Origin of the sequence: Sphingorhabdus sp. EL138 (genome assembly GCF_945882965.1) — a bacterium.
Classification (GTDB): Bacteria; Pseudomonadota; Alphaproteobacteria; order Sphingomonadales; family Sphingomonadaceae; genus Sphingorhabdus_B.
This window is the reverse complement of sequence record NZ_CAMCWY010000005.1, coordinates 96,173-121,438: the sequence shown is the minus strand read 5'-3', so window position 1 is coordinate 121,438 and position 25,266 is coordinate 96,173. Positions and strand designations below refer to the sequence as shown.

Here is a 25,266-nt window from a genome sequence, read left to right as displayed (position 1 = left end):
CCGAGATGATATTTGCTGCGCAGGTAAAGGACCTTCTCCACGATCTCGGGTGGCGTCTGGTTAGCAGGGTTCTTTGGAATGGGCTTTGCATTGATCAGCCCGGCTTCGCCGTTCCGCTCGAATGAGGCTTTCCAGCGGTAGAAGCTTGATCTGCCAATGCCGAAGTATCGGCACGCTTTGCCCGCATCACCAATCTTCTCAGTATGGCGCAGCACCTTTAGCTTGCGCTGAATATCTCGTTCTTCCTTGGTCATCGGTTCCATCCTTCTGCTTGCCTATCGGCAATATGAAAGATGTCCCGCGAGTCCGTACAGTCCTACAATCTTTAAAGGTGTTGCGTTCGATAAATTCAAACACACGAAATCCTTATACATTTTGGTAGCAATCAGAAGACGGCGCGGGTTCGACAGAAGCGTTGTGATTTCAACACAGAGGTCAAAAAATTGTCGCGCGTTCGCTTGGTCAATTAACAGGCTATGGTGACCTTTGTTCCCACGCATGGCGCAGCTCATGGGCACCAAAGCCTCAGACTGCACCGCAGGAGACATTCTCAGCCGTCAACGGCCTATGAAGCAAAACCCATCAAAGCGTGGGGGGACAGGGCGCGCACCAGCTGTGCCTGAAACAGGTGCCCCTCCTGTCAGAAATCACGCGCGGGAAACATATGTCGTCGAGCCGGTTTTAGGAAACTAGGGACAGCACCATAACAGAGTTTGGCACATTCGTGCGTTAGGCAACCACCCTTGATGCTAAGGTCTTTGCGGTAAACATCGCAGAGGAAATCAACCGTATCGGGATTATTATCCTTAAAATACACATGATGTACATCGCCGATATGGGCCCCCGCAGTTCAGCTATTTCTTGCCTTTGCGGCCTTTTCGGGCGGCATATTTGGCATCGCGTTCAAGCTTGCGTTCTTCGTCGGTTTTTGTTGGCACGGCGGGCTCTAATGACATTTTCGCACGTTCCAGCTTCTCGGCCTTTTCCCGTTCGCGGGCCGCTATTTTCTCTGCGCGGGCTTGTGCTTGCGCCTGTTCGCGTGCTTCGGCGGCGGCGCGCCGTGCTGCAAGGGTCGCTTCGTCAAGCTTTGGCTTTGCGCGCAGCTTATTAACGGCATCCAGCTTCGCCTTTTTGGCTAAGGCTGCACGCTCTTGAAACGACGGCTCTTTGTATGAAGACATATTCTTGTGTTATCCATTTGATGTGTTGGTAAAGCGGTGCACGCCAGCGATGACCTTGGATAACGCCTTAAAGGCAAAGACGCCCCACGGCAAATTGCAATCCGCTTAAAAATACCTGCACGACCGCCAGCCAAGCGTCCTGAACGGATGAAACGGCTCAGGTCAAGGTGACAAGGCCAATAACTGCGCCTGTCATCGCAGAGGCCATATTGCCGGCGGCCCAGCTTTTCATGCCCAGAGCGGAGACCTCTGCGCGCCGTGTGGGGGCGAGCGTGGCGATGGTCGATACCAACAGGCCGACGCTGGCAAGGTTTGCAACGCCGCATAAGGCATATGTGATGATCAGCTTGCTGCGCGCGTCAAAGGTATCGGCGGGCAGGGCGGCGAGATCAAGATAGGCGACATATTCGTTAAGGATGGTCTTTGTGCCCATTAATGCCCCTGCCGCTGGTGCTTGGTCCCATGGAATGCCAATGCTCCACATCAACGGCGCAAACAGCCAGCCGAACGCGCGTTTGAGGGTGAGGGGCTGTGCATCTACTTGGGGCAGCAGGGCCAGCAACTGGTCGGTCAAATTGACCAAGGCAAACACGACGATGATGATGGCGATGACGGCCAGCACCAATTGGATGCCCTCCATCGTGCCTTTGATGACTGCGTCCATGCTGCTTTCATATTTCAGGTCGGCGTCGGCATCTTCTGCACTTATGCTGCCGTCGCCAGGGACCATCAGCCGCGCAATAAGCACGGCGGCGGGTAAGGAAATCAGCGAGGCTACAATCATATGGCCCACGGCGTTCGGCACGGTCTTGGACAAGGTGGTGGCATACAGGACAAGAATGGCGCCGGAGATTGTCGCCATGATCAACACCATGATCATGAACAATTCGGCCCGGCTCATCCGTTCAAACCACGCCCGCAGGACAAGCGGGGTTTCGACCACGCCCAAAAACATGGTTGCGCCGCCGCCAAGCCCAACGACGCCGCTGACGCCTAAGGTCTTGCGTAACGCCCATGACAGGCCACGGACCGCAGCGCGCAAGATGCCCCAATGCCATAACAAGGCCGATAGCGCGGAAAAGACGATGATCAGCGGCAATATTTGAAATGCGACGATGACGGGCTCTTCCACGCCGGGCTTGAGCACAAAGGGGATTGGCGCGCCGCCGGTATAGCCGAACATGTAACTTGACCCGACCAATGTCGCCTTTTCCACGGCTGCGACCGCTTCATTGGCATAGCCGACTAAGGTCCAGATGAAAGGCACCCGTGTAACCGCCAGCGCGAGCGCAATTTGCACAAAAAGCGCGCCGAAAATCCAGCGCCAGGACGGCCGTGCTGCGCGGTCTTCGGACAACGCCCATGCGAGCGTTAGGATCAACGCAATGCCAATCAATCCCTGTCCCTGTTGCAAATGTCCCTGCTGCAAAATCACCATGTCCGCCCCTTATGCTGCACGTCAGTCGCTTCGCTTTAAGCAATGCGCCCTTAAACCTTTGCTTACCGAATTCGCACAGCAGTTGTTACCTAAATTACGCGATACAGACTGGCGTAAATGCCGAGATTTTGCGTCATCATGGGATATGAGCATGCGTCAGATCTGTCGACATACGCATTTCTCAGCTGCAAAAGCATATTCGAATTCCCTGCGCCCTCGAAGGTTTTGGAAGCGCGTTAATAAATAACCGAGGTGACAAATATCTATCAGGCACAGAATACAGTAAAAACCCTGTGATTTCAGATTTCAGATTTCGGCTTTGGCGCTTAAGCCGACAATACGCGTTGCAGCAACCACATAAAAGCGATGCTGCCAATGGCATAAGCGCTGATCATCTGGGCGCGGGCGGCGTAAAGCGCATGAACGCGGTGAAGCGCCCATAAAGCCAACATCGCCCCGGCGACGATGACAAGCTGGCCCGCCTCAACGCCCAGATTAAACGTCAGCAACGCCATCGGCACTTCGCCCTGCGGCAATCCGATTTCGGCCAAAGCCCCTGCAAAGCCAAAGCCATGCAGCAAGCCAAACAGAAAGGCGACGACCCACGGAAAACGCTCTGACAAGCGCGGCGCACCGAGTTTGCGCTTTAGTATTTCGACCGCAAGGAAGACAATCGATAACGCAATCGCGGCCTCAACCGGCGGGCCGGGGACGCTAATAAGCTCAAGGGTTGTGGCCACTAAGGTCAGCGAATGTGCTATCGTGAAAGCCGTCACCGTTGCCGCCACGCGCCATGCACCGTTGAGCAAAAGCACAAGGCACAGCACAAATAACAAATGGTCATATCCCATTAGGATATGTTCGACACCAGTGACGAAATAGGTGCGGGCAACCTGCCATCGGTCCGCCTTTTGCAGGATTACAGCGGCTGGGTTGCCGGGCGTTAGCCGCGCGGCTTGCGTGATTCCAGACGCGGATTGATAGCGCAGTAATGCGTCGGCGGCTGTGTTCTCCATGCCGCTCAAGCGGACAGAGCGGCCAGCCAATGTTGCGCCGCAATCAATGTCCCAGCGCGCCAGCAGTGCAGCGGCATCAACGCTGCGTACGGGTTCGGTCGCTACGCAATCGCGCGGGAATATCGGCACGACGCGCGCGGCAAGGCCGGGCCGGATGGGCGCTTTCCATGTAATTTTATATTGGTGGGGTACGGCTTCCCGCTCGCGGATTTCCAGATAGCCCGGCTGCAAGTCATCGGCGCGGGCAATTGCCGCAAAGCCAGTCGCAAGACAGAGCAAAAGGAGAAAACGGATCATCACGGCTTGGCAATGCGAATGTCATATCCGTCGAGCAATGCCTGATAGGCAGCGGCCTCACGCGTGGCCTGCGTTTTGGCACGCCAGTCGTTGGATACACGCTGGCGAATCTCGGACAAAGGCGGTGTCCCTGCCGCAACAACGTCGCGGACGCGGACGGCATGCCAGCCGAAACCGGACTGGACTGGCCCGCTCCAACGCCCTTGCGGCAAATTGCGCAAGCTGTCGGCAAAGCCATCGCCAAATTCTCGGGTGATGACATCTGAGGCAGCTTTGTCCATGCTGGCAGATACGCTCAGCGGCTGCGCCTGCACTGGCTTTCCGGCGTTCAGGGCTAGGACAGAATCTTTGGCGCTGTCTTCATCCTCGCCCAAAAACTGCTGATCGAAACTGAAGGCCGGTTTTTCGGCATAAAGAATAGTGTTCGCCGCATAATATCGTTCAAGCGCCGCGTCCGTCGGCTCCATATTCTGGATTTCTGCCGTCGCCAGAAATTCCATTTTTGCGCGCAAGCGGCGGCGGATGACGGGGTCATCGACGTCAAGGCCAAGGCGCATAGCCTCACGGAAATAGATTTCTTCCTTGATATAATCGCGGATCAGGCTGTCGAGTATTTGCGGTGTAGGTGGGCTGCGCCATGTCTGTTCCCATTGCGACGCGAGCCGCGCAACTTCTGCTTCATTGATCGTGATGCTGCGGTCAAGGCTGTCTTCCCCGCCAAACTGCCCCATCAGCAGGAACAAGGCCGACCCTGCGCCAAGGAAATGCACCAACGGCTCGCGCATTGCCTGCTTCATCCAATCATATATCATAAAATGGCGGCACCGGGGCCGGGACGTTCAAATATAATCAGCGGCGCATTGCCATTTGGCGTTTTATAGGTCGTTTCTATTGCGGCCTGCACATCCGCCACCCGCGAACGCGGCATGATCGCCACGCATGCGCCGCCAAATCCTCCGCCTGTCATCCGTGCGCCCCCTTGATTACCGATCGCATCTTGCAACTGCGCTACCAAATCATCAATCGCCGGAACAGTGATTTCGAAATCGTCGCGCATCGACACATGGCTTTGCGCCATCAACTTACCAAGCGCGGCAAGGTCGCTTTTGGCAAGCGCGTCGGCGGCGTCCAATGTGCGCTGGTTCTCGGTAATGACATGCCGTGCACGTGCGGTTGTGACCGCGTCGAGACGCGCTGCGGCCAGCATATCAAGGTTGGCGTCGCGCAACGCTGTTACCCCCATAGCTGCGGCTGCCGCCGCAGTTTGCCGCCGTCGTGCGTTGTAAGGCCCGTCAACCAAGCCGCGGGTGACGCCAGAATGGACGATCATGATTGCGATATCATCGGATATGCGCACGTCGGTCAGTTCCAAGCTGCGGCAATCGATTAACAAAGCATGGTCCGCCTTGCCCTGCGCTGAAATCAATTGGTCCATGATGCCGCATTGGGTGCCGACAAAATCACATTCCGCCCGTTGCGCGATTTGCGCGAGGCGGATGTTGTCCATGTCGATTCCGTTAAGCGCTAAGTTGGCCTTGCCCACCGCCACTGTGAGCGCGGCGGATGACGACAGGCCGGCCCCTTTGGGCAGATTGCCCGCAATGGCGATTTTAGCGCTGCTGAGGGTGCATCCCGCTTTTTGCAAGGCAGACAACATTCCGCGCACATAATCCGCCCAGGGCTGGCTTAGATTGCGTTCTGGCCGGGGTGTCAGGGCGAAGCTGTCGCGCGCGTTTTCAAAATCGGCGGCGACCACCTCGATCATATCATCATCGCGCTTGCTGATCGCAACCATATTGGCCGGGCCAATCGCGCAGGGCAGGACAAAGCCGTCATTATAGTCGGTATGTTCACCGATCAGGTTCACCCGCCCGGGGGCGCGCACGACAAGGTCCGGGGCGTGGCCGAACTGCTCCGCAAAACTGGCGGTCACGCGATCAAACAGCGCTTGGTCCTGTGCGTTCATGACTGGCTCCGGTAATGGATTTTGGCTGTCGCGCGCAAATGTGCCGCAGCGGCCTCCGGCGTCAGGTCGCGTTGTGCCTCGGCCAGCATTTCATAGCCGACCATGAACTTGCGCACACTGGCCGAGCGCAGCAAGGGCGGATAGAAATGCGCATGCAATTGCCAATGCGGGGCATCGGGCGTTGCGCTTGGCGCGCCATGCCAGCCCATCGAATAGGGAAAGCTGGTCTGGAACAGATTGTCATAGGCCGTTGTCACGGCTTTCATGATGTGGGCGAGATCATCACGCTGTTCTGGCGCGAGGTCATGCAATCGCTGAACCGCAAAACGCGGCAGCAGCAGGATTTCATATGGCCAGCTTGCCCAATAGGGCACGACCGCAATCCAGTGGGCGTTGCTTGCCACCGTCCGCGCGCCGTCTTTGGCCTCTTGTTCGGCATAGGTTAGCAGCATTGCCGATTGATGTTGTTCAAACCAGGCCGCTTGCGTTGCATCCTCACGCGCGGGCTCGGCAGGGACATGAGTTGTCGCCCAGATTTGCCCATGCGGATGCGGGCTGGAGCAGCCCATCATCGCGCCCTTATTTTCGAAAATCTGGACATAGGCATGAGAGGCGTAAAGCTCTTTTTCTTGCGCGGCCCACGTGTCGACCAATATGTGGATATCGTCCGCTGGCATTTCAGGCAGAGTTTTTCCATGGTCAGGCGAAAAGCAAATGACCCTGCAGGTTCCATGCGCGAGAGCCGCACGAAACAAGGGTTTGTCTTTTTCTACTCCGCTACCTGCGCCGGGCATCAATGCGGCAAAGTCATTGTCGAAAATGAAGATATTTTTGTAATCAGGATTGCGCAACCCGCCAGCACGTTCATTGCCCGCGCATAAATCACAATCCGGATCGTGCATCGGCCGGACGGCGGTGTCGGGTATATCCTGCTGCCCCTGCCATGGGCGCTTCGCACGATGGGGAGATACTAAAATCCATTCATCTTTCAATGGGTTGAAACGGCGATGGGGCTGCTCATGGAACGACATTGGGTAATGTCCAATCAATCGGCGGGAGCCTGTTGCTAACCAGAAAGGCGTTGCATTGCGAGAAATGTTTGCAGCCCAAAAAGCCTGCATGCGCCGACAAGGGCGATGGATGCACGGCCTTGAGCAGCAGATGGCGACGGCCATCGACAGTCGCCGCCTTTTTATGGGCATATGCGCCCCACAGCATGAAAACGACTGGCTCTGCCTTGCCGTTCACGCGCGCAATAATCGCGTCCGTAAATGGCTCCCACCCCTTTTTGCTGTGCGACGCGGCCTTGGCCATTTCGACGGTGAGGACGCTGTTGAGTAACAATACGCCTTGCCGCGCCCAATGTTCCAAAAAGCCATGAGGCGGGCGCGGCAGGCTTAAGTCGCTTCCTAACTCCTTGTAAATATTTGTAAGACTAGGCGGAGGACGCACGCCCGGCGGCACGCTGAAACACAGGCCATGTGCTTGCCCCGGCCCATGATAGGGGTCTTGCCCCAAAATGACGACGCGCACTTTGTCCAGCGGCGTCAGTTCAAGCGCGCGGAACCATGCGTCCTGCGGCGGGAAAATCGTCTTGCCCGCGGCCAGTTCGGCGTCAAGAAAGCCTTGAAGCGCGAGCGTTTCTGGCGTCACAAGCGCCGCGCGCAGCGCCGTCTGCCAATCCTGCGGTAACGAAAATGCGGTCATTCGGCCTTTGGCGGCGCGGTCAGCAAATCGGTCCAAGCCTTCATTTCTTTTGATGTGGCAGGGCCAAGCAATTCCATTGCATGGCGCAACCGCTCGCGCATGATGTCGCGGCCCAAATGCGAGATTGCGTCGAACAAAGGCACGCCCTGCGCGCTGCCAGTGATGGCGATATAGAAAGGCCGGATAACGTCCTTCAACTTCGCGTCCAAGGCCTCGGCAGTTCGGCGCAACGTCGCTTCAACGCCTTCCCGGTTCCAGTCGATCATGCCGTCGAACTGTTGCAAGCCAAGGGTGTAGGCCGCGCGCTGCACATCCTGTTCCAGCTTCACACCATCGCGCAGCCGCTCTGCGGTCATGCCGTCAATTCGGTTCATAAAGAACATCGCGGTCAGGCCGCCAAGGTCCGACATTTTGGTAATCCGCGCCTGCGCCATTTCAGCGATGGGCGTGAGGTAGTCGTCATTCAGCGCCCACGCCTTTACCGCATCCAGAAATTCGGAAACGCTGAGTTCTTCACGCAAATAACGGCCATTGAGCCAATCCAGCTTCGACGTGTCGAAAACCGGCCCGCCCAGCGAGATATTGTGGACGTCAAATTCGTCGATCAGCCTTTGCAGTGAGGTTTTTTCATCCTCTTCGCTGGCCGATTTGATAAACAGACCAAGGAAGTTCTGCATCGCCTGCGGCAAATATCCTGCGCGTTGATAATATAGAATGCTGGTCGGGTTTTTACGCTTCGACAGCTTCGATTTGTCGGCATTGCGCAGCAACGGCAAATGCGTGAGCACGGGCGGTTCCCAGCCGAAATATTGGTAAAGCAACAAATGCTTTGGCGCCGACGAAATCCATTCCTCGCCCCGCATGACATGGGTGATACCCATCAGGTGATCGTCGACAACATTGGCGAGATGGTACGTCGGCAGGCCGTCCGATTTCATCAGCACCTGCATGTCAACGACCGCATATTCGAAGGCGATTTCGCCCCGCAACGTATCTTGAACAATGCATGTGCCCGTTGTTGGAATTTTCATGCGGACAACATGCGAAACGCCGTCGCCATCGCGCTTTGCGATATCGTCAGAGGTGAGTGCCAAACAGGTGCCATCATATTTTGGTGGCTGCTTCGCCGCTATCTGAGCGGCGCGTGCGGCCGCGAGCTTTTCGGGCGTACAATAGCATTTGAACGCATGGCCATCGGCCAGCAACTGGTCACAATGCGCGGTGTAAATCGCGCTGCGTTCCGATTGGCGATAGGGACCATGCGGGCCGCCAACATCGGGGCCCTCATCCCAGCTAAGGCCCAACCAGCGCAGCGATTCCAATATCATCTTTTCCGATTGCGGCGTGGACCGTGCCTGATCGGTATCCTCTATGCGCAACAGAAACTCGCCGCCGTGCTTCTTGGCAAAGCAATAGTTGATGAGCGCAATATACGCGGTGCCGACATGTGGGTCGCCGGTGGGGGATGGTGCAACGCGGGTACGTACTTTCATGAGAAACAAATGCCTTTGGTTTGGTTGACCCGCGCTCTATCAAGCTGCAACGCGATTGTCATCTTTCCGGTGCAGTCAACAGTCAAACTAACAGGAGCGGTTCATGCAAAGCAGGCTTATTTCGCTAAGCAGGCGGCAGTTCGGATTTGGTCTTGGCAGCATTGCGTTTGCAGGGCTGGCGGCACGCGCCATTGCGCAGGCACCCACCGCTGGAGCCAATGAAGTATTTGGCTATGGCCCGTTGGTGCGCGACCCCAACAACCTGATCGACCTGCCTAAAGGCTTTGATTATCGCGTTATTTCGCGGCTCGGTAACATCATGGATGATGGCTATCTGGTGCCAAACTCCGCCGACGGAATGGGCGCTATCGATTTGGGGAAGGGCAAGGTCGCCCTTATCCGCAACCATGAGCTTGGAATTAAGGATCAGGATTTCGGGCCCTTCACCGGGAATGTGGCAAAGGATTTCCCGGCTTATGATCGCATGGCGGATGACAAATCGATGCCCCTGCCGGGGGGTACCACGACTTTGATATATGATATGAAGACTGGCCAACGCGAGCGTGAGTTTTTGAGCCTTTCCGGGACGATCCGCAATTGCTCCGGCGGGATTACGCCATGGGGAAGCTGGCTGAGCTGCGAGGAAAATGTCACGCGCGCTGGAAGCGGTGTCGGCGAAGACCATGGCTATATTTTTGAAGTTCCCGCTACGCAGAATGGCCTTGTTACGCCCGTGCCCCTAAAAGACATGGGTCGTTTCAACCACGAGGCCGCGTGCGTTGATCCGCGGACGGGCATTGCCTATTTGACCGAAGATCGCGGCGACAGCCTGCTTTACAGGTTCATTCCAAATGAAAAGGGACGGCTTGCCAAAGGTGGGCGGCTTGAGGCTTTAGCTTTTGTGCAGGCCGACATTAGTGATACGCGCAACTGGACTGAGGTTCAGGTTAGCAAAGGCCGCCAATATCAGGCGAAATGGATATCGCTTTCCAACCCTGAAAGCCCCGATGATGACTTACGCAAACAAGGCGCCGCCAAAGGTGCTGCGCTGTTTGCGCGCGGCGAAGGGATATTCTGGGGGAAGGGCGAATTGTTCTTTGCCTGCACGAACGGCGGCGCTGCAAAATATGGCCAGATTTTCCGCTATGTCCCTGCGGCAAATGAAGGGACCACGCGTGAAGCCGAAGCGCCCGGAATCATCGACCTGTTTATGGAATCGACCAATCCAACATTTTACAATTATGGCGACAATATCGCCGTGATGCCGACAGGGCATTTGTTAGTTTGTGAGGACCAGTATACCGACATTTCGAGTAACCATTTGCGTGGCGTTACTGCGCAAGGCCAGACGTACATGATAGGCCGAAGCCGCGTGCAAACCGAATTTGCGGGCGGATGCTTCTCACCCGATGGCTCGACAATGTTTGTGAACATGATGGAACCGACGATGACCCTGGCGATCAGTGGCCCGTGGGCTAGCGTAAAGTCTGCCTAGCGGAAACTTTTCAACGGGCGTAGCTGTTAAGGGTGATGCAACAGATTCTTCCCCGTTTGATTTCCCTTGGCACCGCCGTGCCGCCGCACTGCATCACGCAAGATGATGTCCTGTCGATTTTGGCGCAGGCCAAACGGCAAGACCTGCCACCGCGCATGGCAGAAATACTTGGAAACACGGGTATCTCGCAGCGTCATATAGCGATGCCGCCCGAATATTATTTTGACGCCAGAAGCTGGGCAAAGCGCGCAGGCGTGTATGAAGTTGTCGCCGCACAGATTTTTGAAGCAGCGGTTACGCAGGCTTTGGCGCGCGCAAACTTGCAGGCCGCCGCCATAGGGCAGATTGTTTTCGTATCGACCACAGGAACGATGACGCCCAGCCTGCCAAGCCGGATGATAGCGAAAATGGGTTTCGCGCCCAACACACGCTGCGTGCCCTTATTTGGCTATGGTTGCGCTGGCGGGGTCATTGGCCTTGGCGTTGCGGCTGATCTTTATCGTGCGGGCCCGGACAAGCCAGTCATGCTCGTCAGCCTTGAACTGTGCAGCCTTGCCTACGACCATGCGCGCATGGATAAAAAAGATATGGTCGCACTTGCGTTGTTTGCCGATGGCTGTGCCGCTGCGGTCATCGGCGCTGGGCCAGGGCCGCAACTGGGTGCATTTGCGAGCCATGTCTGGCCCGATACGCTCGATATGATGGGCTGGCAGATTGGCGATACGGGGTTTGATCTTGTGCTAGCGCGCGATATACCCTTTTTTGTGAATAGCCATTTTGCGCCCGTCTGCGACGATTTTATCGCAAAACATGGCCTGACCAAAGCGGACATGGCTGAACCTGCCTGTCACCCGGGCGGTGGGCGCGTGGTCGATGCGTTGGCCGATTATCTGGGGCATGACTTGGCTGCGACGCGCAAAGTACTGCGCGACCATGGCAATATGAGTTCGCCGACGGTGTTGTTTGTGTTGGAGGCGCTGCTGGCCGCCGGACCAATTGAGAAACCAACATTTTTAACGGCACTTGGACCGGGATTTGTTGGCGCGATGGGGCTTCTCAAGCCATGACAGTGTTCGATTGGCCCGTTTGGGCGCTGATTGTCTTTGCGTATGTCATCCTGCAGCGACTTGCTGAGCTGGCTTATGCTAGCGCCAACACCCGCCGATTGCTGGCTGAAGGTGGTCGTGAGCATGGTGCGAAGCATTATCCTTTGTTTATCGTGCTCCACAGCGGTTGGCTGATCGCCATCCTATTGTTCGCAAAGCCCGAAACGTCACCCAACCTGCTTTTGCTCAACGCATTTATTGCAAGCCAAACCTTCCGCTTCTGGACGCTGGCGAGCATTGGCCGATGGTGGACCACGCGGATCATCAGCGCCCCACATTTCCCGCGCGTGCGGCGCGGCCCATATCGTTTCATCAAGCACCCCAATTATGCCTTGGTCGTTGTGGAGATTGCGGTCCTGCCGCTTCTTCTCGGCGCACCGGCCATGGCACTCACATTCTCTTTACTGAACGCTGCGCTTTTATGGTGGCGGATCAGGATCGAAAATGACGTGCTGACGGAGCGTGGCAGCACCACTTGACCCGATAGCCAGCGGGCGCTAATGGGCCCATTCCCGAAGCTCGAGGGTTGATTCTCTTTGGCGCATGGGAAATACACAGAATAGCAGCACATTATGTGTCAGGTCGGGTGGATCAAAGGCTGAGCCTCCGCCGCAAAAAACGCCTTGCCACCTAAAGTAACCGCTTAACAAAGGTGAAGATATGCCAACGATTAACCAGCTGGTCCGCAAGGGCCGGACCCCGCAGAAGGTCAAGTCCAAGGTCCCTGCGATGGACCAAAACCCACAGAAGCGCGGCGTTTGCACCCGCGTTTACACAACGACCCCGAAAAAGCCGAACTCGGCTTTGCGTAAGGTTGCGAAAATCCGTCTGACCAACCAGCGTGAAGTTATTTCCTATATCCCAGGTGAAGGCCACAACCTTCAAGAGCATAGCGTTGTGCTTATCCGTGGCGGCCGCGTACGCGACCTTCCCGGTGTGCGTTACCACGTGCTTCGCGGCGTACTCGATACGCAGGGTGTCAAGGACCGCAAGCAATCGCGTTCCAAATATGGTGCAAAGCGTCCGAAGTAATTCGAACGTTACCATTGGCTGGCCGATTGGCGCGCATTTGCGCTGCCGCTGGTCCCATGAGATAAAGGAAATAAAACATGTCACGTCGTCGTCGTCCCGAAAAGCGCATCATCCTTCCCGATCCCAAATTCGGTGATATCGTGCTTTCGAAATTTATGAACAACCTGATGCTTGACGGTAAGAAGTCAGCTGCAGAGCGGATTGTTTATGGTGCTTTGGAAACTGTTGAAGCCCGCGCCAAGAAAGATCCGATCCAGACCTTCCATGAAGCGCTGGATAACGTGAAGCCAGGTATCGAAGTGCGCAGCCGCCGTGTGGGTGGTGCGACCTATCAGGTGCCTTGCGAAGTGCGTCCGGAGCGCGCGCAGGCGCTTGCGATCCGTTGGTTGATCGGCGCTGCGCGTAACCGCAGCGAAACCACCATGGCCGCCCGTTTGTCGGGTGAGCTGATGGATGCCGCATCGAACCGCGGAAACGCGGTCAAAAAGCGTGAAGATACGCACCGTATGGCAGAAGCCAACCGCGCGTTTGCACACTATCGCTGGTAACAGCATGAACTTTTCCGTCATCCCGGCTTTCGCTGAGATGGCGCATTTGAAAAAGCGTAAATCAGGGGCTGGCATAAACCAGCCCCTTTCCCTATAGGGCAGCGCGAACCGCAGCCCCGCACTGGAGTAACGAATATGGCACGCAGCCATCCACTCAATATGTATCGCAACATCGGTATTATGGCGCATATCGACGCCGGTAAAACCACCACTACCGAGCGTATCCTTTTCTACACCGGCAAGTCTTACAAAATCGGCGAAGTTCATGATGGCGCTGCCACCATGGATTGGATGGAGCAAGAGCAAGAGCGTGGCATCACGATTACGTCGGCTGCGACCACCTGCTTCTGGAATGACCACCGCATCAACATCATTGATACGCCAGGCCACGTTGACTTCACGATTGAAGTTGAGCGTTCGCTGCGCGTTCTTGATGGTGCAGTTGCATGTTTCGACGGCGTTGCAGGCGTTGAGCCGCAATCCGAAACCGTATGGCGTCAGGCCGACAAATACGGCGTTCCCCGCATGTGCTTCATCAACAAGCTTGATCGGACCGGCGCAAACTTCAAATATTGCGTGCAATCGATCATTGATCGTTTGGGTGCACGTCCAGCGGTGCTTTACATTCCAATTGGCCTTGAAGCGGATTTGAAGGGTCTTGTTGACCTTGTGCATAACCGCGCGATCATCTGGAAAGATGAATCGCTTGGTGCCGATTTCTTCTACGAAGATATCCCCGCTGATTTGGCCGCTGAAGCAGCCAAATACCGTAGCGACCTGATTGAACTTGCCGTTGAGCAAGACGATACTGCGATGGAAGCATATCTTGAGGGCAATGAGCCTGACGTTGCGACGCTGAAGGCGCTGATTCGCAAGGGCACGCTGAACCAGTCATTCGTTCCTGTCTGCTGTGGCTCGGCGTTTAAGAACAAGGGCGTTCAGCCTTTGCTCGACGCCGTTGTCGATTATCTGCCTTCGCCGCTCGACATCCAAGACGTGCAGGGTGTCCACATGGACACACTTGAACCAGACAGTCGCCCACCTGCGGACGATGCGCCGTTTTCGGCACTGGCGTTCAAGGTCATGAACGATCCGTTCGTTGGCTCGCTGACCTTCATCCGCATTTATTCGGGTAGCCTCTTAAAGGGCACGTATCTGAACTCGGTGAAGGATAAGAAGGAAAAGGTTGGGCGTATGCTCGAAATGCACGCCAACGAACGTAAGGACGTTGATGAGGCATTTGCAGGCGACATCATCGCGCTTGCCGGTATGAAGGAAACGACCACTGGCGACACATTGTGCGCCGAACGTTTCCCGATCATATTGGAGCGTATGGAATTCCCTGAGCCAGTTATCGAACTGTCGGTGGAACCAAAGACCAAGGCTGACCAAGAAAAGATGGGCATCGCGCTTAATCGTCTGTCCGCCGAAGATCCGTCGTTCCGCGTGTCAACCGACCATGAATCGGGCCAAACGATCATTAAGGGCATGGGCGAGCTTCACCTCGACATCATCGTCGATCGTATGCGTCGCGAATTTAAGGTTGAAGCCAATGTCGGCGCGCCGCAGGTTGCGTATCGCGAATACCTGGCACGCGAAGTTGACGTCGATTACACCCACAAAAAGCAGTCGGGTGGTTCCGGTCAGTTCGGTCGCATCAAGTTCTCGGTAAAGCCGGGCGAGCGCGGCACGGGCGTTGTGTTTAAGGATGAAGTCAAGGGCGGTAACATTCCAAAGGAATATATCCCCTCGGTTGAAAAGGGCATGCGCGAAACCGCATTATCGGGCTCGTTAATTGGCTTCCCAATCATCGATTTCGAAATAACGCTTTATGACGGCGCGTATCATGATGTCGATTCGTCGGCCTTGGCATTCGAAATCGCTGGTCGTGCTGGTATGCGTGAAGCCGCGCAAAAGTCAGGGATCAAGCTGCTTGAACCCATCATGAAGGTCGAAGTGGTATCTCCCGAAGAATATCTGGGCGATGTGATCGGCGACATGAACTCACGTCGTGGTCAAATCCAGGGCACTGACAGCCGCGGTAACGCGCAGGTTGTTGAATCCATGGTGCCTTTGGCCAACATGTTCGGCTATGTGAATCAGCTCCGCTCGTTCACGCAAGGACGTGCAAACTATTCGATGTTCTTCAACCATTATGATGAAGTGCCATCGAACGTAGCAGCCGAAATCAAGGAGAAGCTTGCCTGATAGGCAAAAGCCGATTAATGGCGGCGCGTGATTCAGCAGGCGTCGTCCCACCTGATCAAAATATTACCTAATCGAAAGAAGGTTTGAGAAAATGGCAAAAGCTAAATTTGAGCGGACGAAACCGCATTGCAACATTGGTACCATTGGTCACGTTGACCATGGTAAGACCACGCTGACCGCAGCGATCACAAAGATCATGGCTGATACTTACGGCGGTACCGCTGTTGATTTCGCCAACATCGATAAGGCGCCAGAAGAGCGCGAGCGCGGAATCACCATTTCGACCGCACACGTGGAATATGAAACGGCTGCCCGTCACTATGCGCACGTCGACTGCCCAGGCCACGCTGACTATGTTAAGAACATGATCACCGGTGCGGCGCAGATGGACGGCGCTATCCTCGTTGTGAATGCGGCTGACGGCCCGATGCCACAGACTCGCGAGCACATCTTGCTTGCACGTCAGGTTGGCGTTCCTGCCCTCGTTGTTTACATGAACAAGGTTGACCAGGTTGACGACGAAGAAATTCTCGAACTGGTTGAAATGGAAATCCGTGAGCTTCTCTCGAAGTACGATTTCCCAGGTGACGACATTCCAATCGTTCGTGGTTCAGCGCTTGCTGCGCTTGAAGGCCGGGACGACAACATCGGCAAGGAATCTGTCCTTGCACTCATGGCTGCTGTTGACGAAGCCATTCCTCAGCCAGAGCGTCCAATCGACAAGCCATTCCTGATGCCAGTTGAAGACGTGTTCTCGATCTCGGGCCGTGGTACCGTTGTAACGGGCCGCGTTGAAACCGGTATCGTCAAGGTTGGCGAAGAAGTTGAAATCGTTGGTATCAAGGATACCAAGAAGACGACCGTTACTGGCGTTGAAATGTTCCGCAAGCTGCTCGACGAAGGTCGCGCAGGCGATAACATCGGTGCGCTGGTTCGTGGCGTAGGCCGTGAAGAAGTTGAGCGTGGCCAAGTTCTCTGCAAGCCAGGTTCGGTTACGCCGCACACTGAGTTTTCGGCAGAAATCTATGTTCTTTCAAAGGACGAAGGCGGCCGTCACACGCCATTCTTCGCAAACTATCGCCCACAGTTCTACTTCCGTACAACTGACGTAACCGGCGAAGTGATCCTTCCAGAAGGTACTGAAATGGTCATGCCAGGCGACAACGTAACGATCGCTGTGAAGTTGATTGCACCAATCGCTATGGACCCAGGTCTTCGCTTCGCAATTCGCGAAGGCGGACGCACCGTCGGTTCCGGGGTTGTCAGCACCATCACGAAGTAATATAGGTCGCGCATCCCGCCTGAATCCTCGATTCGGGCGGGGCGGTTTTAAGAAATTTAAAACAGTTGTTCCGGCTTCGAAAGCGTAAGTCGGAATGGCTGTTTTTCGGCTCTTTGATATTGATAGAATTTGGAAATTGGTGATACCATGGAAACGCAAAATATTCGCATCCGCCTGAAAGCATTTGACCATCGCGTCCTCGATCAGGCGACTGGCGATATTGCCGATACAGCGCGCCGCACAGGCGCACTTATCCGTGGGCCAATTCCACTTCCTACCCGTATCGAAAAGTTCACCGTAAACCGCGGACCGCACGTCGACAAAAAGTCGCGCGAGCAGTTCGAAGTTCGGACTTATAAAAGGTTGCTCGACATTGTGCAGCCCACGCCGCAGACCGTAGACGCGCTTATGAAGCTCGATCTTGCTGCTGGTGTGAATGTCGAAATCAAATTGGCGTAAGCCGATATCTCTACGTAAGTAGAGTGAGACAATAGGAATACCGCCGAGTTTACTCGGGCTGCGTTCCCCGTCTTACCAGATTGCGCACTAAGGTGCGCCACTGGTGCCTAGCCCGGACGGGGCAATGCTTAAAAATTCAGGGCTCGATTTAGGCGTCACGCCCTCCTGGCAATCCTGCCAGCCGGGCCTCTGACATAAGTTGGAGTATGGATCATGCGCACTGGCGTGATCGCGAAAAAGATGGGTATGATGCGCCTTTTCAATGAAGACGGCCGTCACGTTCCTGTCACCGTATTGGCGCTGGAAGGCTGCCAAGTGGTCGGAGCTCGTAACGAGGAACGTGATGGTTATTTTGCCGTCCGCCTTGGTGCAGGAGCCCGTAAAGCGAAAAATGTAAACAAACCGCAACGTGGCGAATTCGCCAAGGCACAAGTCGAGCCAAAAGCTCGTGTTGCTGAATTCCGCGTTGATAATGCTGATGGCTTGCTGCCAGTTGGTGCCACCGTCTCTGCGGACCATTTTATTGACGGCCAGTTGGTCGACATTACTGGTCACACGCAGGGTAAGGGCTTTGCTGGCGCTATGAAGCGTTGGGGCTTCGGCGGTATGCGTGCATCGCATGGTGTCTCGATTACCCACCGTGCCCATGGTTCGACTGGTCAACGCCAGGATCCGGGCAAGGTTTTCAAGAACAAAAAGATGGCCGGCCACATGGGCGACCGTCAGCGTACGCAGCAGAACCTGGAAATCGTCCGCACAGATGTTGCGCGTGGCCTTATCTTCGTGAAGGGTTCTGTGCCTGGTGCAAAGAATGGCTGGTTGCTCGTTCGTGACGCCGTGAAGGTTCCAACCCCTCAAGCTGCACCGTTCCCCGGCGCGTTGAAGAACGATAATGAAGCCCCCGTGGTTGAAGACGTCGTAATCGCAACCGAAGTCGAGGTTGCAGGCACCCCAGCCGTCGAAGCTGAAGCGCCTGCCGCTGAAGCTGCACCCGCTGTCGAAGCCGCTGCTGTTGAAGCACCTGCTGCAGACGCCGGCGAAGAAAAGAAGGAGGGCTAAACCATGAAGCTCAAGGTTCAAACCCTCGACGCCAAAGCAAAAGGCGACATCGACCTGAATGACGACGTATTTGGCATTGAGCCACGTGCAGACATTTTGCACCGTGTCGTTACTTGGCAGCGTGAGAAGGCCCGCGGTACGGCTCGTCCTACCCGTGAGCGTTCGGATGTTGCCCGCACCGGCAAGAAATTCGGCAACCAGAAGGGTGGCGGTACTGCCCGTCACGGTGACCGCGCTGCGCCGATCTTTATCGGTGGTGGTAAGGCCCATGGTGCCCGGCTGCGTGACTTTAACCCGTCGCTGAACAAGAAGATCCGTTCATTGGGTCTGAAGATGGCGCTTTCGAGTAAAGCAAAGTCGGGTTCGTTAATCGTTCTTGAAAATCTCGATCTGGCCGCTGCAAAGACTGCCGCGCTTAAGGGTCAGGTTGGCAAGCTCGGTTTTGGCAAGTCGACATTGGTTATCGATGGCGACGCCGTCAGTAACAATTTCCGTCTGGCTTCGGCTAATCTGGTAGGCATCAATGTGATGCCAGCCGTTGGCGCGAATGTTTATGACATCCTGAAGCATGAAACTCTGGTTTTGACCCGCGCTGCGGTTGAGAAGCTTGAAGCACGCTTCGCCCTTACGGGAGGTGCCAACTAATGGCTAAGGATAAAGCAATCGACGTGCGTCATTATGACGTGATCGTTGCCCCGCACATCACCGAAAAAGCAACATTGCTGTCGGAATATAACGCTGTTGTGTTCAAGGTCACGGGAAGCTCGACCAAGCCACAGATCAAGGCAGCCGTAGAGGCCTTGTTCGATGTAAAGGTCACGAACGTTAATACCCTTGTGCAAAAGGGCAAAACCAAGCGTTGGAAGGGCAAGCCCTACAAGCGCTCCGATGTCAAAAAAGCGATCGTAACTTTGGCCGAAGGCCAGAGTATCGACGTGACCACCGGTATTTAAGGGCAGGATAATGGCACTCAAAAGCTACAAACCAACTAGCCCCGCCCGTCGCGGCCTTGTGCTGGTTGACCGGTCAAGCTTGTACAAAGGCGGTCCTGTTAAGGGCCTGACCGAAGGCAAGAGCAAGACCGGCGGCCGTAACAACAAGGGTCATGTGACGTCGCGCGGTATCGGCGGCGGTCACAAGCAGAAGTATCGCCTGATCGACTTCAAGCGTCGTAAATGGGATATGCCTGCAACGATCGAGCGTCTGGAATATGACCCCAACCGTTCTGCCTTCATCGCGCTTGTAAAGTACGAAGACGGTGAATTGGCCTATATCATTGCACCGCAGCGCCTTGCCGTTGGTGACACGATTGTCGCTGGTGAAAAGACCGACGTTAAGCCTGGGAACGCCATGTTGTTGAGCCAGATGCCTGTTGGTACGATTTGCCACAACATCGAAATGAAGCCCGGTAAGGGTGGCCAGATCGCACGTTCGGCAGGCACATATGTGCAGCTGGTCGGTCGTGACGGTGGCCGCGTTATCGTTCGCCTGAACTCAGGCGAGCAGCGCTACATTCTCGGCACGTGCATGGGTACAGTTGGCGCGGTTTCGAACCCTGACAACTCGAACACGACACTTGCCAAGGCAGGCCGCAATCGCTGGCGTGGCATTCGCCCGCTGACGCGTGGTGTTGCTAAGAACCCAGTCGATCACCCGCATGGTGGTGGTGAAGGTCGTACATCGGGTGGCCGTCATCCGGTTACACCTTGGGGTAAGCCAACAAAGGGTGCTCGTACCCGCAGCAACAAGTCGACCGACCGGATGATTATCCGTTCGCGGCATGCTAAGAAGAAGAGGTAACTCATGTCTCGTTCCGTCTGGAAAGGTCCGTTTGTTGACCTCTATCTGCTGAAAAAAGCAGAAACCGCTCAGGAAGCATCGAAGGCTGCACCAATTAAGACTTGGTCGCGTCGCTCGACAATCCTGCCTCAGTTCGTTGGCCTGACGTTCAGCGTCTATAATGGCCACAAGTTCATTCCCGTTTCGGTGAATGAGGATATGGTCGGTCATAAGCTTGGTGAGTTCGCTCCAACGCGTACTTATCATGGTCATGGCGCAGATAAGAAGGGCAAACGCTAATGGGTAAGGCATCCGCACCCCGTCGCGTCGCCGACAATGAAGCACTGGCAGTGGGCACAACCATTCGTGGGTCGGCTCAAAAGCTTGGCCTCGTTGCCGCGCTGATCCGTGGCAAGAAAGCCGAAGACGCGCTTAACATCCTGAAATTCTCTACCAAGGGAATGGCAGATGACGTGCGCAAGGTTCTGGCATCCGCCATCGCCAACGCCGAAAACAACCACAATCTTGATGTCGACAGCCTTGTCGTTGCTGAGGCAAGTGTTGGCAAGGCGCTGACCATGAAGCGTTTCATGGCCCGCGGCCGCGGCAAGTCTAGCCGAATCGTTAAACCATTCAGCCGTCTGCGTATCGTTGTGCGCGAACAGCAAGAAGAGGCATAAGTCATGGGTCAGAAATCAAATCCAATCGGGCTTCGCCTGCAAATCAACCGGACTTGGGATAGCCGTTGGTACGCCGAAGGTGCGGAATATGGCCGCATGCTTCTGGAAGATATCAAGATCCGCAAGTTCATCTTTGAAACGCTGCCACAAGCAGCGATTTCAAAGGTAGTTATCGAGCGTCCTGCCAAGAATTGCCGCGTTTCAATCTACGCAGCACGTCCTGGCGTGATCATCGGCAAGAAGGGTGCGGATATTGAAAAGCTGAAAAAGCTGATCAACAAGTACACCACCGCTGAAGTGTCTTTGAACATCGTTGAAATCCGCAAGCCGGAAGTCGACGCAAAGCTCGTAGCGCAAGGCATTGCTGACCAGCTTATCCGCCGTATCGCTTTCCGTCGTGCCATGAAGCGCGCAATGCAGTCAGCGATGCGTTTGGGTGCAGAAGGCATCAAGATCACCTGCGGTGGTCGTTTGGGCGGCGCAGAAATTGCCCGCGTTGAATCATACCGCGAAGGCCGCGTGCCCGCACATACCCTTCGTGCCAACATTGACTATGCCGAAGCCGAAGCACTCACTGCTTATGGCATTATCGGCATCAAATGCTGGATCTTCAAAGGCGAAATCTTGGGTCATGACCCAATGGCAACTGACCGACTGATGATGGAAGCGCAGACTTCCGGCGTCCGTCCGCAGTCTGACCGCCGCTAAAGGTTAGGAACTAGAAATGTTGCAACCAAAGAAAACAAAGTTCCGCAAGCAGTTCAAGGGACGTATCAAGGGCGAAGCCAAGGGCGGGTCTGACCTGAACTTCGGTTCATACGGCCTGAAGGCGCTTGAGCCAGAACGGATTACTGCACGTCAGATCGAAGCGGCTCGCCGCGCGATTACACGTCACATCAGGCGTCAGGGACGTTTGTGGATCCGCATCTTCCCGGACGTGCCAGTCACGAAAAAGCCTGCCGAAGTTCGTCAGGGTAAGGGCAAGGGTTCAGTCGAATATTGGGCAGCCAAGGTTAAGCCTGGCCGTATCATGTTTGAACTCGACGGTGTTCCTGGTCCAATCGCAGCTGTCGCATTCCAGCGCGCAGCCATGAAACTGCCAATCAAGACCAAGGTCGTGGCGCGTCTCGGCGACACCTCGCATCTGGGAGCATCATAAGATGAGCAAAACCGAAGACCTCCGCGTCAAGAGCGATGATCAGCTTGCTGTTCAGCTCGGCGAATTGAAGCGCGAAGCGTTTAACCTGCGTTTCCAATCGGCCACTGGGCAGATGGAAAAGCCGGCACGTGTGCGTGAAGTGCGCCGTGACATCGCCCGCATCAAAACCCTGCAGGGTGAGCGCCAGCGCACCGCCGCAAAGACGGCATAAGGAGCTACCCATGCCAAAACGTATTCTCACAGGGACCGTGGTCTCCGACAAGAATGACAAAACAATTGTCGTTCTGGTCGAGCGCAAAGTGAAGCACCCGCTTTACGGCAAGATCATTCGTCGCACAAAAAAGTATCACGCCCATGACGAAAACAATGTCGTCAAAGAGGGGCAAGTCGTCCGCATCGAAGAGTGCGCGCCGATTTCCAAGAACAAGACCTGGCGCTTGGTGGCTGATGCCGCTGTGGCCCCGGTCGCAACAACAACGGAGGATTGATCCCATGATTCAGATGCAATCCAACCTCGATGTTGCGGACAACAGCGGCGCAAAGCGTGTTCAGTGCATTAAGGTGCTTGGCGGTTCCAAGCGTCGCGTGGCTGGCGTTGGCGACATCATCGTGGTGTCGATCAAGGAAGCTGCACCGCGTGGTAAGGTTAAGAAGGGTGACGTGCATAAGGCCGTTATCGTTCGTACCCGCAAAGACATCCGCCGTGCCGATGGCTCGGTCATTCGCTTCGACTCCAACGCTGCTGTGCTTATCGGTAACAACAAGGAGCCGATTGGCACACGTATTTTCGGACCAGTTGTTCGTGAACTGCGTGCCAAGAACCACATGAAAATCATCAGCTTGGCACCGGAGGTGCTATAATAATGGCTCTGGCAAAAATCAAAAAGGGTGACACGGTCGTCGTGCTTGCCGGTAAAGACAGGGGCAAATCTGGCGAAGTAACCGCCGTGATGCCCAAGGACAGCAAAGTCGTCGTTTCTGGCGTCAACATCGCTGTGCGTCACCGGAAAGCTTCACAGGCCAACCCGCAAGGCGGTCTCGACCGCTTCGAAGCTCCGCTGCACATTTCAAATGTGGCTTTGGCGGATCCCAAGACCGGCAAGGCAACACGCGTCCGCGTGGAAACCAAGGACGGCAAGAAGGTCCGTGTGGCCGTGAAGTCCGGGGAGACGATCAGTGGCTGATACTAAATATACGCCTCGTATGAAGAAGCTTTACGACGACGCCGTCGTAAAGGGCTTGACTGAAAAGTTCGGTTACACAAACCGCTTCGCCGTTCCAAAGATCGAGAAGATCACGCTCAACATGGGTGTGGGCGAGGGGTCGCAGGACAAAAAGAAGGTTACGATTGCTTTGGCCGAAATGGAATTGATTGCTGGTCAAAAGCCAGTGATCACCAAGGCGAAGAAGTCTATCGCTGGCTTCAAGCTGCGTGAAGGCATGCCAATCGGCGTGAAAGTAACGCTGCGCGGTGCCCAGATGTACGAATTCCTCGACCGTTTGGTTACAATCGCGATGCCACGTATTCGCGATTTCCGCGGCCTGAACCCAAAGAGCTTTGATGGTCGCGGCAATTTCGCCATGGGTCTTAAGGAACAGATCATCTTCCCAGAAATCAGCTATGACGCCATCGATACGGTGCGCGGAATGGATGTGATCGTAACGACTTCGGCAAACTCGGATGACGAGGCGCGCGAACTGCTTAAGCTGTTCGGCTTCCCGTTCCCAGTAGAAGAAGCTGATGAAAAGGCGGCTGCATAATGGCTAAACTGAGCTCCATAAACAAGAACGAGCGTCGCAAGAAGCTGGCTAAGAAATATGCCGGTCGCTACGCGAAGCTCAAGGCGATGGCGAAAGACCAATCGCTTGATGATAGCGAGCGTTTGATTGCTCGCCTCAGAATGGCTGAAATTCCTCGCAATGGTAACCCGCACCGCGTGCGCAACCGTTGTGAAACAACCGGGCGTCCTCGCGGCGTGTACCGTAAATTCAAGCTGAACCGTATCGAACTGCGTAATCTTGCCAATAAGGGCATGATCCCGGGCGTTACGAAGTCGAGCTGGTAAGGATAAGATAGATGGCAATGACCGATCCATTGGGTGATATGCTCACCCGTATCCGCAACGGCCAGCGGGCGAAGAAAGACTCTGTAGTCTCGCCAGCGTCCAGCCTGCGTACCCGCGTTCTCGATGTGTTGCAGCGTGAAGGCTACATTCGTGGTTACAGCGAAGAAGCATTGGGTGCACATAAGGGCATTCGCATTGAGCTGAAATATTTCGAAGGCGCGCCTGCAATCCAGCATGTCGCGCGTGTTTCAAAGCCAGGTCGCCGCGTATATTCAGGAAGCCAGGAGCTTCCGGTTATCCGTAACGGCCTTGGCATCACCATCGTTTCGACGCCCAAGGGCGTTCTGTCGGACGCGGAAGCGCGTGCACAGAATGTCGGCGGCGAAATCCTGGCGGAGGTATTCTAATGAGCCGCATTGGTAAGAAACCTGTTCCCATTCCTGCAGGTGTTACCGCCAGCATGGAAGCGGGCACGCTTTCGGTCAAAGGACCGAAGGGCGAACTGACAATGCCTATGAGCGAACTGATCTCGTACGAGATGCAGGACGATGGTCTCTTGGTGAAGCCTGCGAACGGCAGCAAAGCGGCGCGCGCCTTCTGGGGTATGCAGCGGACGTTGGTGCAGAACCTCGTAACGGGTGTGACCGAAGGCTTTACTAAGGTGCTTGAAATCACCGGCGTTGGTTATCGCGCCAACAGCCAGGGCAAGATGTTGAAGTTGCAGCTTGGCTACAGCCATGATGTTGACTTCGCGATCCCTGAGGGCATCGAAATCAAGACACCTGATAACACCACGGTGGAAATTTCAGGTATCGACAAGCAGAAGGTTGGGCAGGTTGCTGCCGAAATTCGCCGCTGGAGGAAGCCAGAGCCTTATAAAGGCAAGGGCATCAAGTACCGCGGCGAATATATCTTCCGTAAGGAAGGGAAGAAGAAATAATGGCAAAACTGTCTCTCTTTGCACGTCGTCGTCAGCGCGTTCGCTCGAAGTTGCGGGCGCAGGTTGCTGGACGTCCGCGTCTTTCCGTGCACCGCACTGGCCGTCATATTTACGCGCAAGTCATTGATGATTCGAAGGGTGCGACCATTGCGTCCGCTTCGACCCTCGACAAGGGCGTAAAGGCGAATAACGGCTCGACAACTGAAGCTGCGGCTGATGTTGGCAAGCGGGTAGCCGAAGCAGCTAAGAAAGCTGGCATTTCCAGCGTGGTATTTGATCGTGGCGGGTTCCTGTTCCATGGTCGCGTCAAAGCGCTTGCTGATGCAGCGCGCGAAGGCGGATTGGAGTTTTAATG

At 55.4% G+C, this 25,266-nt stretch carries 34 protein-coding genes; 25 read left to right on the top strand and 9 right to left on the bottom strand.

Annotation, left to right across the window (positions count from 1 at the left end; all coding sequences use genetic code 11):
- From Q0N43_RS03785 to gltX, 9 genes are all read right to left on the bottom strand, one after another.
- Positions 1–254, bottom strand: a 254-nt coding sequence (locus tag Q0N43_RS03785; protein ID WP_295442752.1) for a helix-turn-helix domain-containing protein, incomplete at its 3' end; no start/stop codon positions are given.
- A 600-nt stretch (positions 255–854) separates the two neighbouring features.
- On the bottom strand, positions 855–1,181 hold the full coding sequence (locus tag Q0N43_RS03780) for a DUF6481 family protein (RefSeq protein ID WP_295442750.1): 327 nt from the start codon (positions 1,179–1,181) through the stop codon (positions 855–857).
- A 157-nt stretch (positions 1,182–1,338) separates the two neighbouring features.
- Positions 1,339–2,619, bottom strand: coding sequence for a nucleoside transporter C-terminal domain-containing protein (locus tag Q0N43_RS03775; protein WP_295442748.1), 1,281 nt, complete (start codon positions 2,617–2,619; stop codon positions 1,339–1,341).
- A gap of 326 nt (positions 2,620–2,945) precedes the next feature.
- Complete coding sequence (locus Q0N43_RS03770; RefSeq protein WP_295442745.1) at positions 2,946–3,932, bottom strand: HupE/UreJ family protein; 987 nt, start codon at positions 3,930–3,932, stop codon at positions 2,946–2,948.
- Positions 3,932–4,729, bottom strand: coding sequence for a peptidylprolyl isomerase (locus Q0N43_RS03765; protein ID WP_295442742.1), 798 nt, complete (start codon positions 4,727–4,729; stop codon positions 3,932–3,934). The genes Q0N43_RS03770 and Q0N43_RS03765 overlap by 1 nt, the downstream gene beginning before the upstream one ends.
- A gap of 11 nt (positions 4,730–4,740) precedes the next feature.
- Positions 4,741–5,898: a galactokinase gene (gene galK / locus Q0N43_RS03760; RefSeq protein WP_295442739.1), complete on the bottom strand. Its 1,158-nt coding sequence runs from the start codon at positions 5,896–5,898 to the stop codon at positions 4,741–4,743.
- A complete protein-coding gene (locus tag Q0N43_RS03755; protein ID WP_295442736.1) occupies positions 5,895–6,929 on the bottom strand; it encodes a UDP-glucose--hexose-1-phosphate uridylyltransferase in 1,035 nt (344 codons plus the stop codon). The genes galK and Q0N43_RS03755 overlap by 4 nt, the downstream gene beginning before the upstream one ends.
- Complete coding sequence (gene ung / locus Q0N43_RS03750; RefSeq protein WP_295442733.1) at positions 6,916–7,641, bottom strand: uracil-DNA glycosylase; 726 nt, start codon at positions 7,639–7,641, stop codon at positions 6,916–6,918. Before ung ends, Q0N43_RS03755 begins: the two co-directional genes overlap by 14 nt.
- Complete coding sequence (gene gltX / locus Q0N43_RS03745; RefSeq protein WP_295442730.1) at positions 7,602–9,098, bottom strand: glutamate--tRNA ligase; 1,497 nt, start codon at positions 9,096–9,098, stop codon at positions 7,602–7,604. The genes ung and gltX overlap by 40 nt, the downstream gene beginning before the upstream one ends.
- A gap of 103 nt (positions 9,099–9,201) precedes the next feature.
- Here gltX and Q0N43_RS03740 point away from each other — a divergent pair, with 103 nt between their 5' ends.
- The 25 genes from Q0N43_RS03740 to rplR all read left to right on the top strand — a co-directional run bounded on the left by Q0N43_RS03740 (position 9,202) and on the right by rplR (position 25,264).
- The gene (locus Q0N43_RS03740; RefSeq protein WP_295442727.1) at positions 9,202–10,593 is read left to right on the top strand and encodes an alkaline phosphatase PhoX; all 1,392 of its coding nucleotides are present in this window, start codon (positions 9,202–9,204) and stop codon (positions 10,591–10,593) included.
- Between the two features lie 35 nt (positions 10,594–10,628).
- Positions 10,629–11,660: a type III polyketide synthase gene (locus tag Q0N43_RS03735; protein WP_295442724.1), complete on the top strand. Its 1,032-nt coding sequence runs from the start codon at positions 10,629–10,631 to the stop codon at positions 11,658–11,660.
- A complete protein-coding gene (locus Q0N43_RS03730) occupies positions 11,657–12,178 on the top strand; it encodes an isoprenylcysteine carboxylmethyltransferase family protein (RefSeq protein ID WP_295442721.1) in 522 nt (173 codons plus the stop codon). Before Q0N43_RS03735 ends, Q0N43_RS03730 begins: the two co-directional genes overlap by 4 nt.
- 181 nt (positions 12,179–12,359) lie before the next feature.
- Positions 12,360–12,731: a 30S ribosomal protein S12 gene (rpsL, locus tag Q0N43_RS03725; protein WP_295442718.1), complete on the top strand. Its 372-nt coding sequence runs from the start codon at positions 12,360–12,362 to the stop codon at positions 12,729–12,731.
- Positions 12,732–12,808: 77 nt separating this feature from the next.
- Complete coding sequence (gene rpsG / locus Q0N43_RS03720; protein WP_125229576.1) at positions 12,809–13,279, top strand: 30S ribosomal protein S7; 471 nt, start codon at positions 12,809–12,811, stop codon at positions 13,277–13,279.
- Between the two features lie 135 nt (positions 13,280–13,414).
- Entirely contained in the window at positions 13,415–15,487 is a 2,073-nt protein-coding gene (gene fusA, locus Q0N43_RS03715; protein WP_295442711.1) for an elongation factor G, read from the top strand.
- A gap of 91 nt (positions 15,488–15,578) precedes the next feature.
- Complete coding sequence (gene tuf, locus Q0N43_RS03710) at positions 15,579–16,769, top strand: elongation factor Tu (RefSeq protein ID WP_295442708.1); 1,191 nt, start codon at positions 15,579–15,581, stop codon at positions 16,767–16,769.
- A 147-nt stretch (positions 16,770–16,916) separates the two neighbouring features.
- The gene (gene rpsJ, locus Q0N43_RS03705; protein WP_022672862.1) at positions 16,917–17,228 is read left to right on the top strand and encodes a 30S ribosomal protein S10; all 312 of its coding nucleotides are present in this window, start codon (positions 16,917–16,919) and stop codon (positions 17,226–17,228) included.
- A gap of 213 nt (positions 17,229–17,441) precedes the next feature.
- Positions 17,442–18,287, top strand: a complete 846-nt coding sequence (rplC, locus tag Q0N43_RS03700) for a 50S ribosomal protein L3 (RefSeq protein WP_295442703.1) — start codon at positions 17,442–17,444, stop codon at positions 18,285–18,287.
- 3 nt (positions 18,288–18,290) lie between these two features.
- Entirely contained in the window at positions 18,291–18,932 is a 642-nt protein-coding gene (gene rplD / locus Q0N43_RS03695; RefSeq protein WP_295442699.1) for a 50S ribosomal protein L4, read from the top strand.
- Positions 18,932–19,240, top strand: a complete 309-nt coding sequence (locus tag Q0N43_RS03690) for a 50S ribosomal protein L23 (protein WP_295442696.1) — start codon at positions 18,932–18,934, stop codon at positions 19,238–19,240. Before rplD ends, Q0N43_RS03690 begins: the two co-directional genes overlap by 1 nt.
- Before the next feature lie 10 nt (positions 19,241–19,250).
- A complete protein-coding gene (gene rplB / locus Q0N43_RS03685; protein ID WP_295442693.1) occupies positions 19,251–20,087 on the top strand; it encodes a 50S ribosomal protein L2 in 837 nt (278 codons plus the stop codon).
- Between the two features lie 3 nt (positions 20,088–20,090).
- Entirely contained in the window at positions 20,091–20,366 is a 276-nt protein-coding gene (rpsS, locus tag Q0N43_RS03680; protein ID WP_295442689.1) for a 30S ribosomal protein S19, read from the top strand.
- On the top strand, positions 20,366–20,746 hold the full coding sequence (gene rplV, locus Q0N43_RS03675; protein WP_295442686.1) for a 50S ribosomal protein L22: 381 nt from the start codon (positions 20,366–20,368) through the stop codon (positions 20,744–20,746). Before rpsS ends, rplV begins: the two co-directional genes overlap by 1 nt.
- Before the next feature lie 3 nt (positions 20,747–20,749).
- A complete protein-coding gene (gene rpsC, locus Q0N43_RS03670; RefSeq protein WP_295442684.1) occupies positions 20,750–21,454 on the top strand; it encodes a 30S ribosomal protein S3 in 705 nt (234 codons plus the stop codon).
- 16 nt (positions 21,455–21,470) lie between these two features.
- Positions 21,471–21,905, top strand: coding sequence for a 50S ribosomal protein L16 (gene rplP / locus Q0N43_RS03665; protein ID WP_295442681.1), 435 nt, complete (start codon positions 21,471–21,473; stop codon positions 21,903–21,905).
- A gap of 1 nt (position 21,906) precedes the next feature.
- Positions 21,907–22,116, top strand: a complete 210-nt coding sequence (gene rpmC / locus Q0N43_RS03660) for a 50S ribosomal protein L29 (protein WP_295442678.1) — start codon at positions 21,907–21,909, stop codon at positions 22,114–22,116.
- Positions 22,117–22,126: 10 nt separating this feature from the next.
- Entirely contained in the window at positions 22,127–22,393 is a 267-nt protein-coding gene (gene rpsQ, locus Q0N43_RS03655; RefSeq protein WP_295442675.1) for a 30S ribosomal protein S17, read from the top strand.
- Positions 22,394–22,397: 4 nt separating this feature from the next.
- The gene (gene rplN / locus Q0N43_RS03650; protein ID WP_125229589.1) at positions 22,398–22,766 is read left to right on the top strand and encodes a 50S ribosomal protein L14; all 369 of its coding nucleotides are present in this window, start codon (positions 22,398–22,400) and stop codon (positions 22,764–22,766) included.
- A 2-nt stretch (positions 22,767–22,768) separates the two neighbouring features.
- Positions 22,769–23,089 carry a 50S ribosomal protein L24 gene (rplX, locus tag Q0N43_RS03645; protein WP_295442669.1) on the top strand — a complete coding sequence of 107 codons (321 nt, stop codon included), beginning with the start codon at positions 22,769–22,771 and terminating at the stop codon, positions 23,087–23,089.
- Complete coding sequence (gene rplE, locus Q0N43_RS03640; protein ID WP_295442666.1) at positions 23,082–23,666, top strand: 50S ribosomal protein L5; 585 nt, start codon at positions 23,082–23,084, stop codon at positions 23,664–23,666. The genes rplX and rplE overlap by 8 nt, the downstream gene beginning before the upstream one ends.
- Positions 23,666–23,971, top strand: coding sequence for a 30S ribosomal protein S14 (rpsN, locus tag Q0N43_RS03635; protein WP_295442663.1), 306 nt, complete (start codon positions 23,666–23,668; stop codon positions 23,969–23,971). The genes rplE and rpsN overlap by 1 nt, the downstream gene beginning before the upstream one ends.
- An 11-nt stretch (positions 23,972–23,982) precedes the next feature.
- On the top strand, positions 23,983–24,378 hold the full coding sequence (rpsH, locus tag Q0N43_RS03630; RefSeq protein ID WP_125229593.1) for a 30S ribosomal protein S8: 396 nt from the start codon (positions 23,983–23,985) through the stop codon (positions 24,376–24,378).
- Positions 24,378–24,911 carry a 50S ribosomal protein L6 gene (gene rplF / locus Q0N43_RS03625; RefSeq protein ID WP_295442657.1) on the top strand — a complete coding sequence of 178 codons (534 nt, stop codon included), beginning with the start codon at positions 24,378–24,380 and terminating at the stop codon, positions 24,909–24,911. Before rpsH ends, rplF begins: the two co-directional genes overlap by 1 nt.
- Positions 24,911–25,264, top strand: coding sequence for a 50S ribosomal protein L18 (gene rplR, locus Q0N43_RS03620; protein WP_295442654.1), 354 nt, complete (start codon positions 24,911–24,913; stop codon positions 25,262–25,264). Before rplF ends, rplR begins: the two co-directional genes overlap by 1 nt.
- The last annotated feature ends 2 nt before the right edge of the window (positions 25,265–25,266 follow it).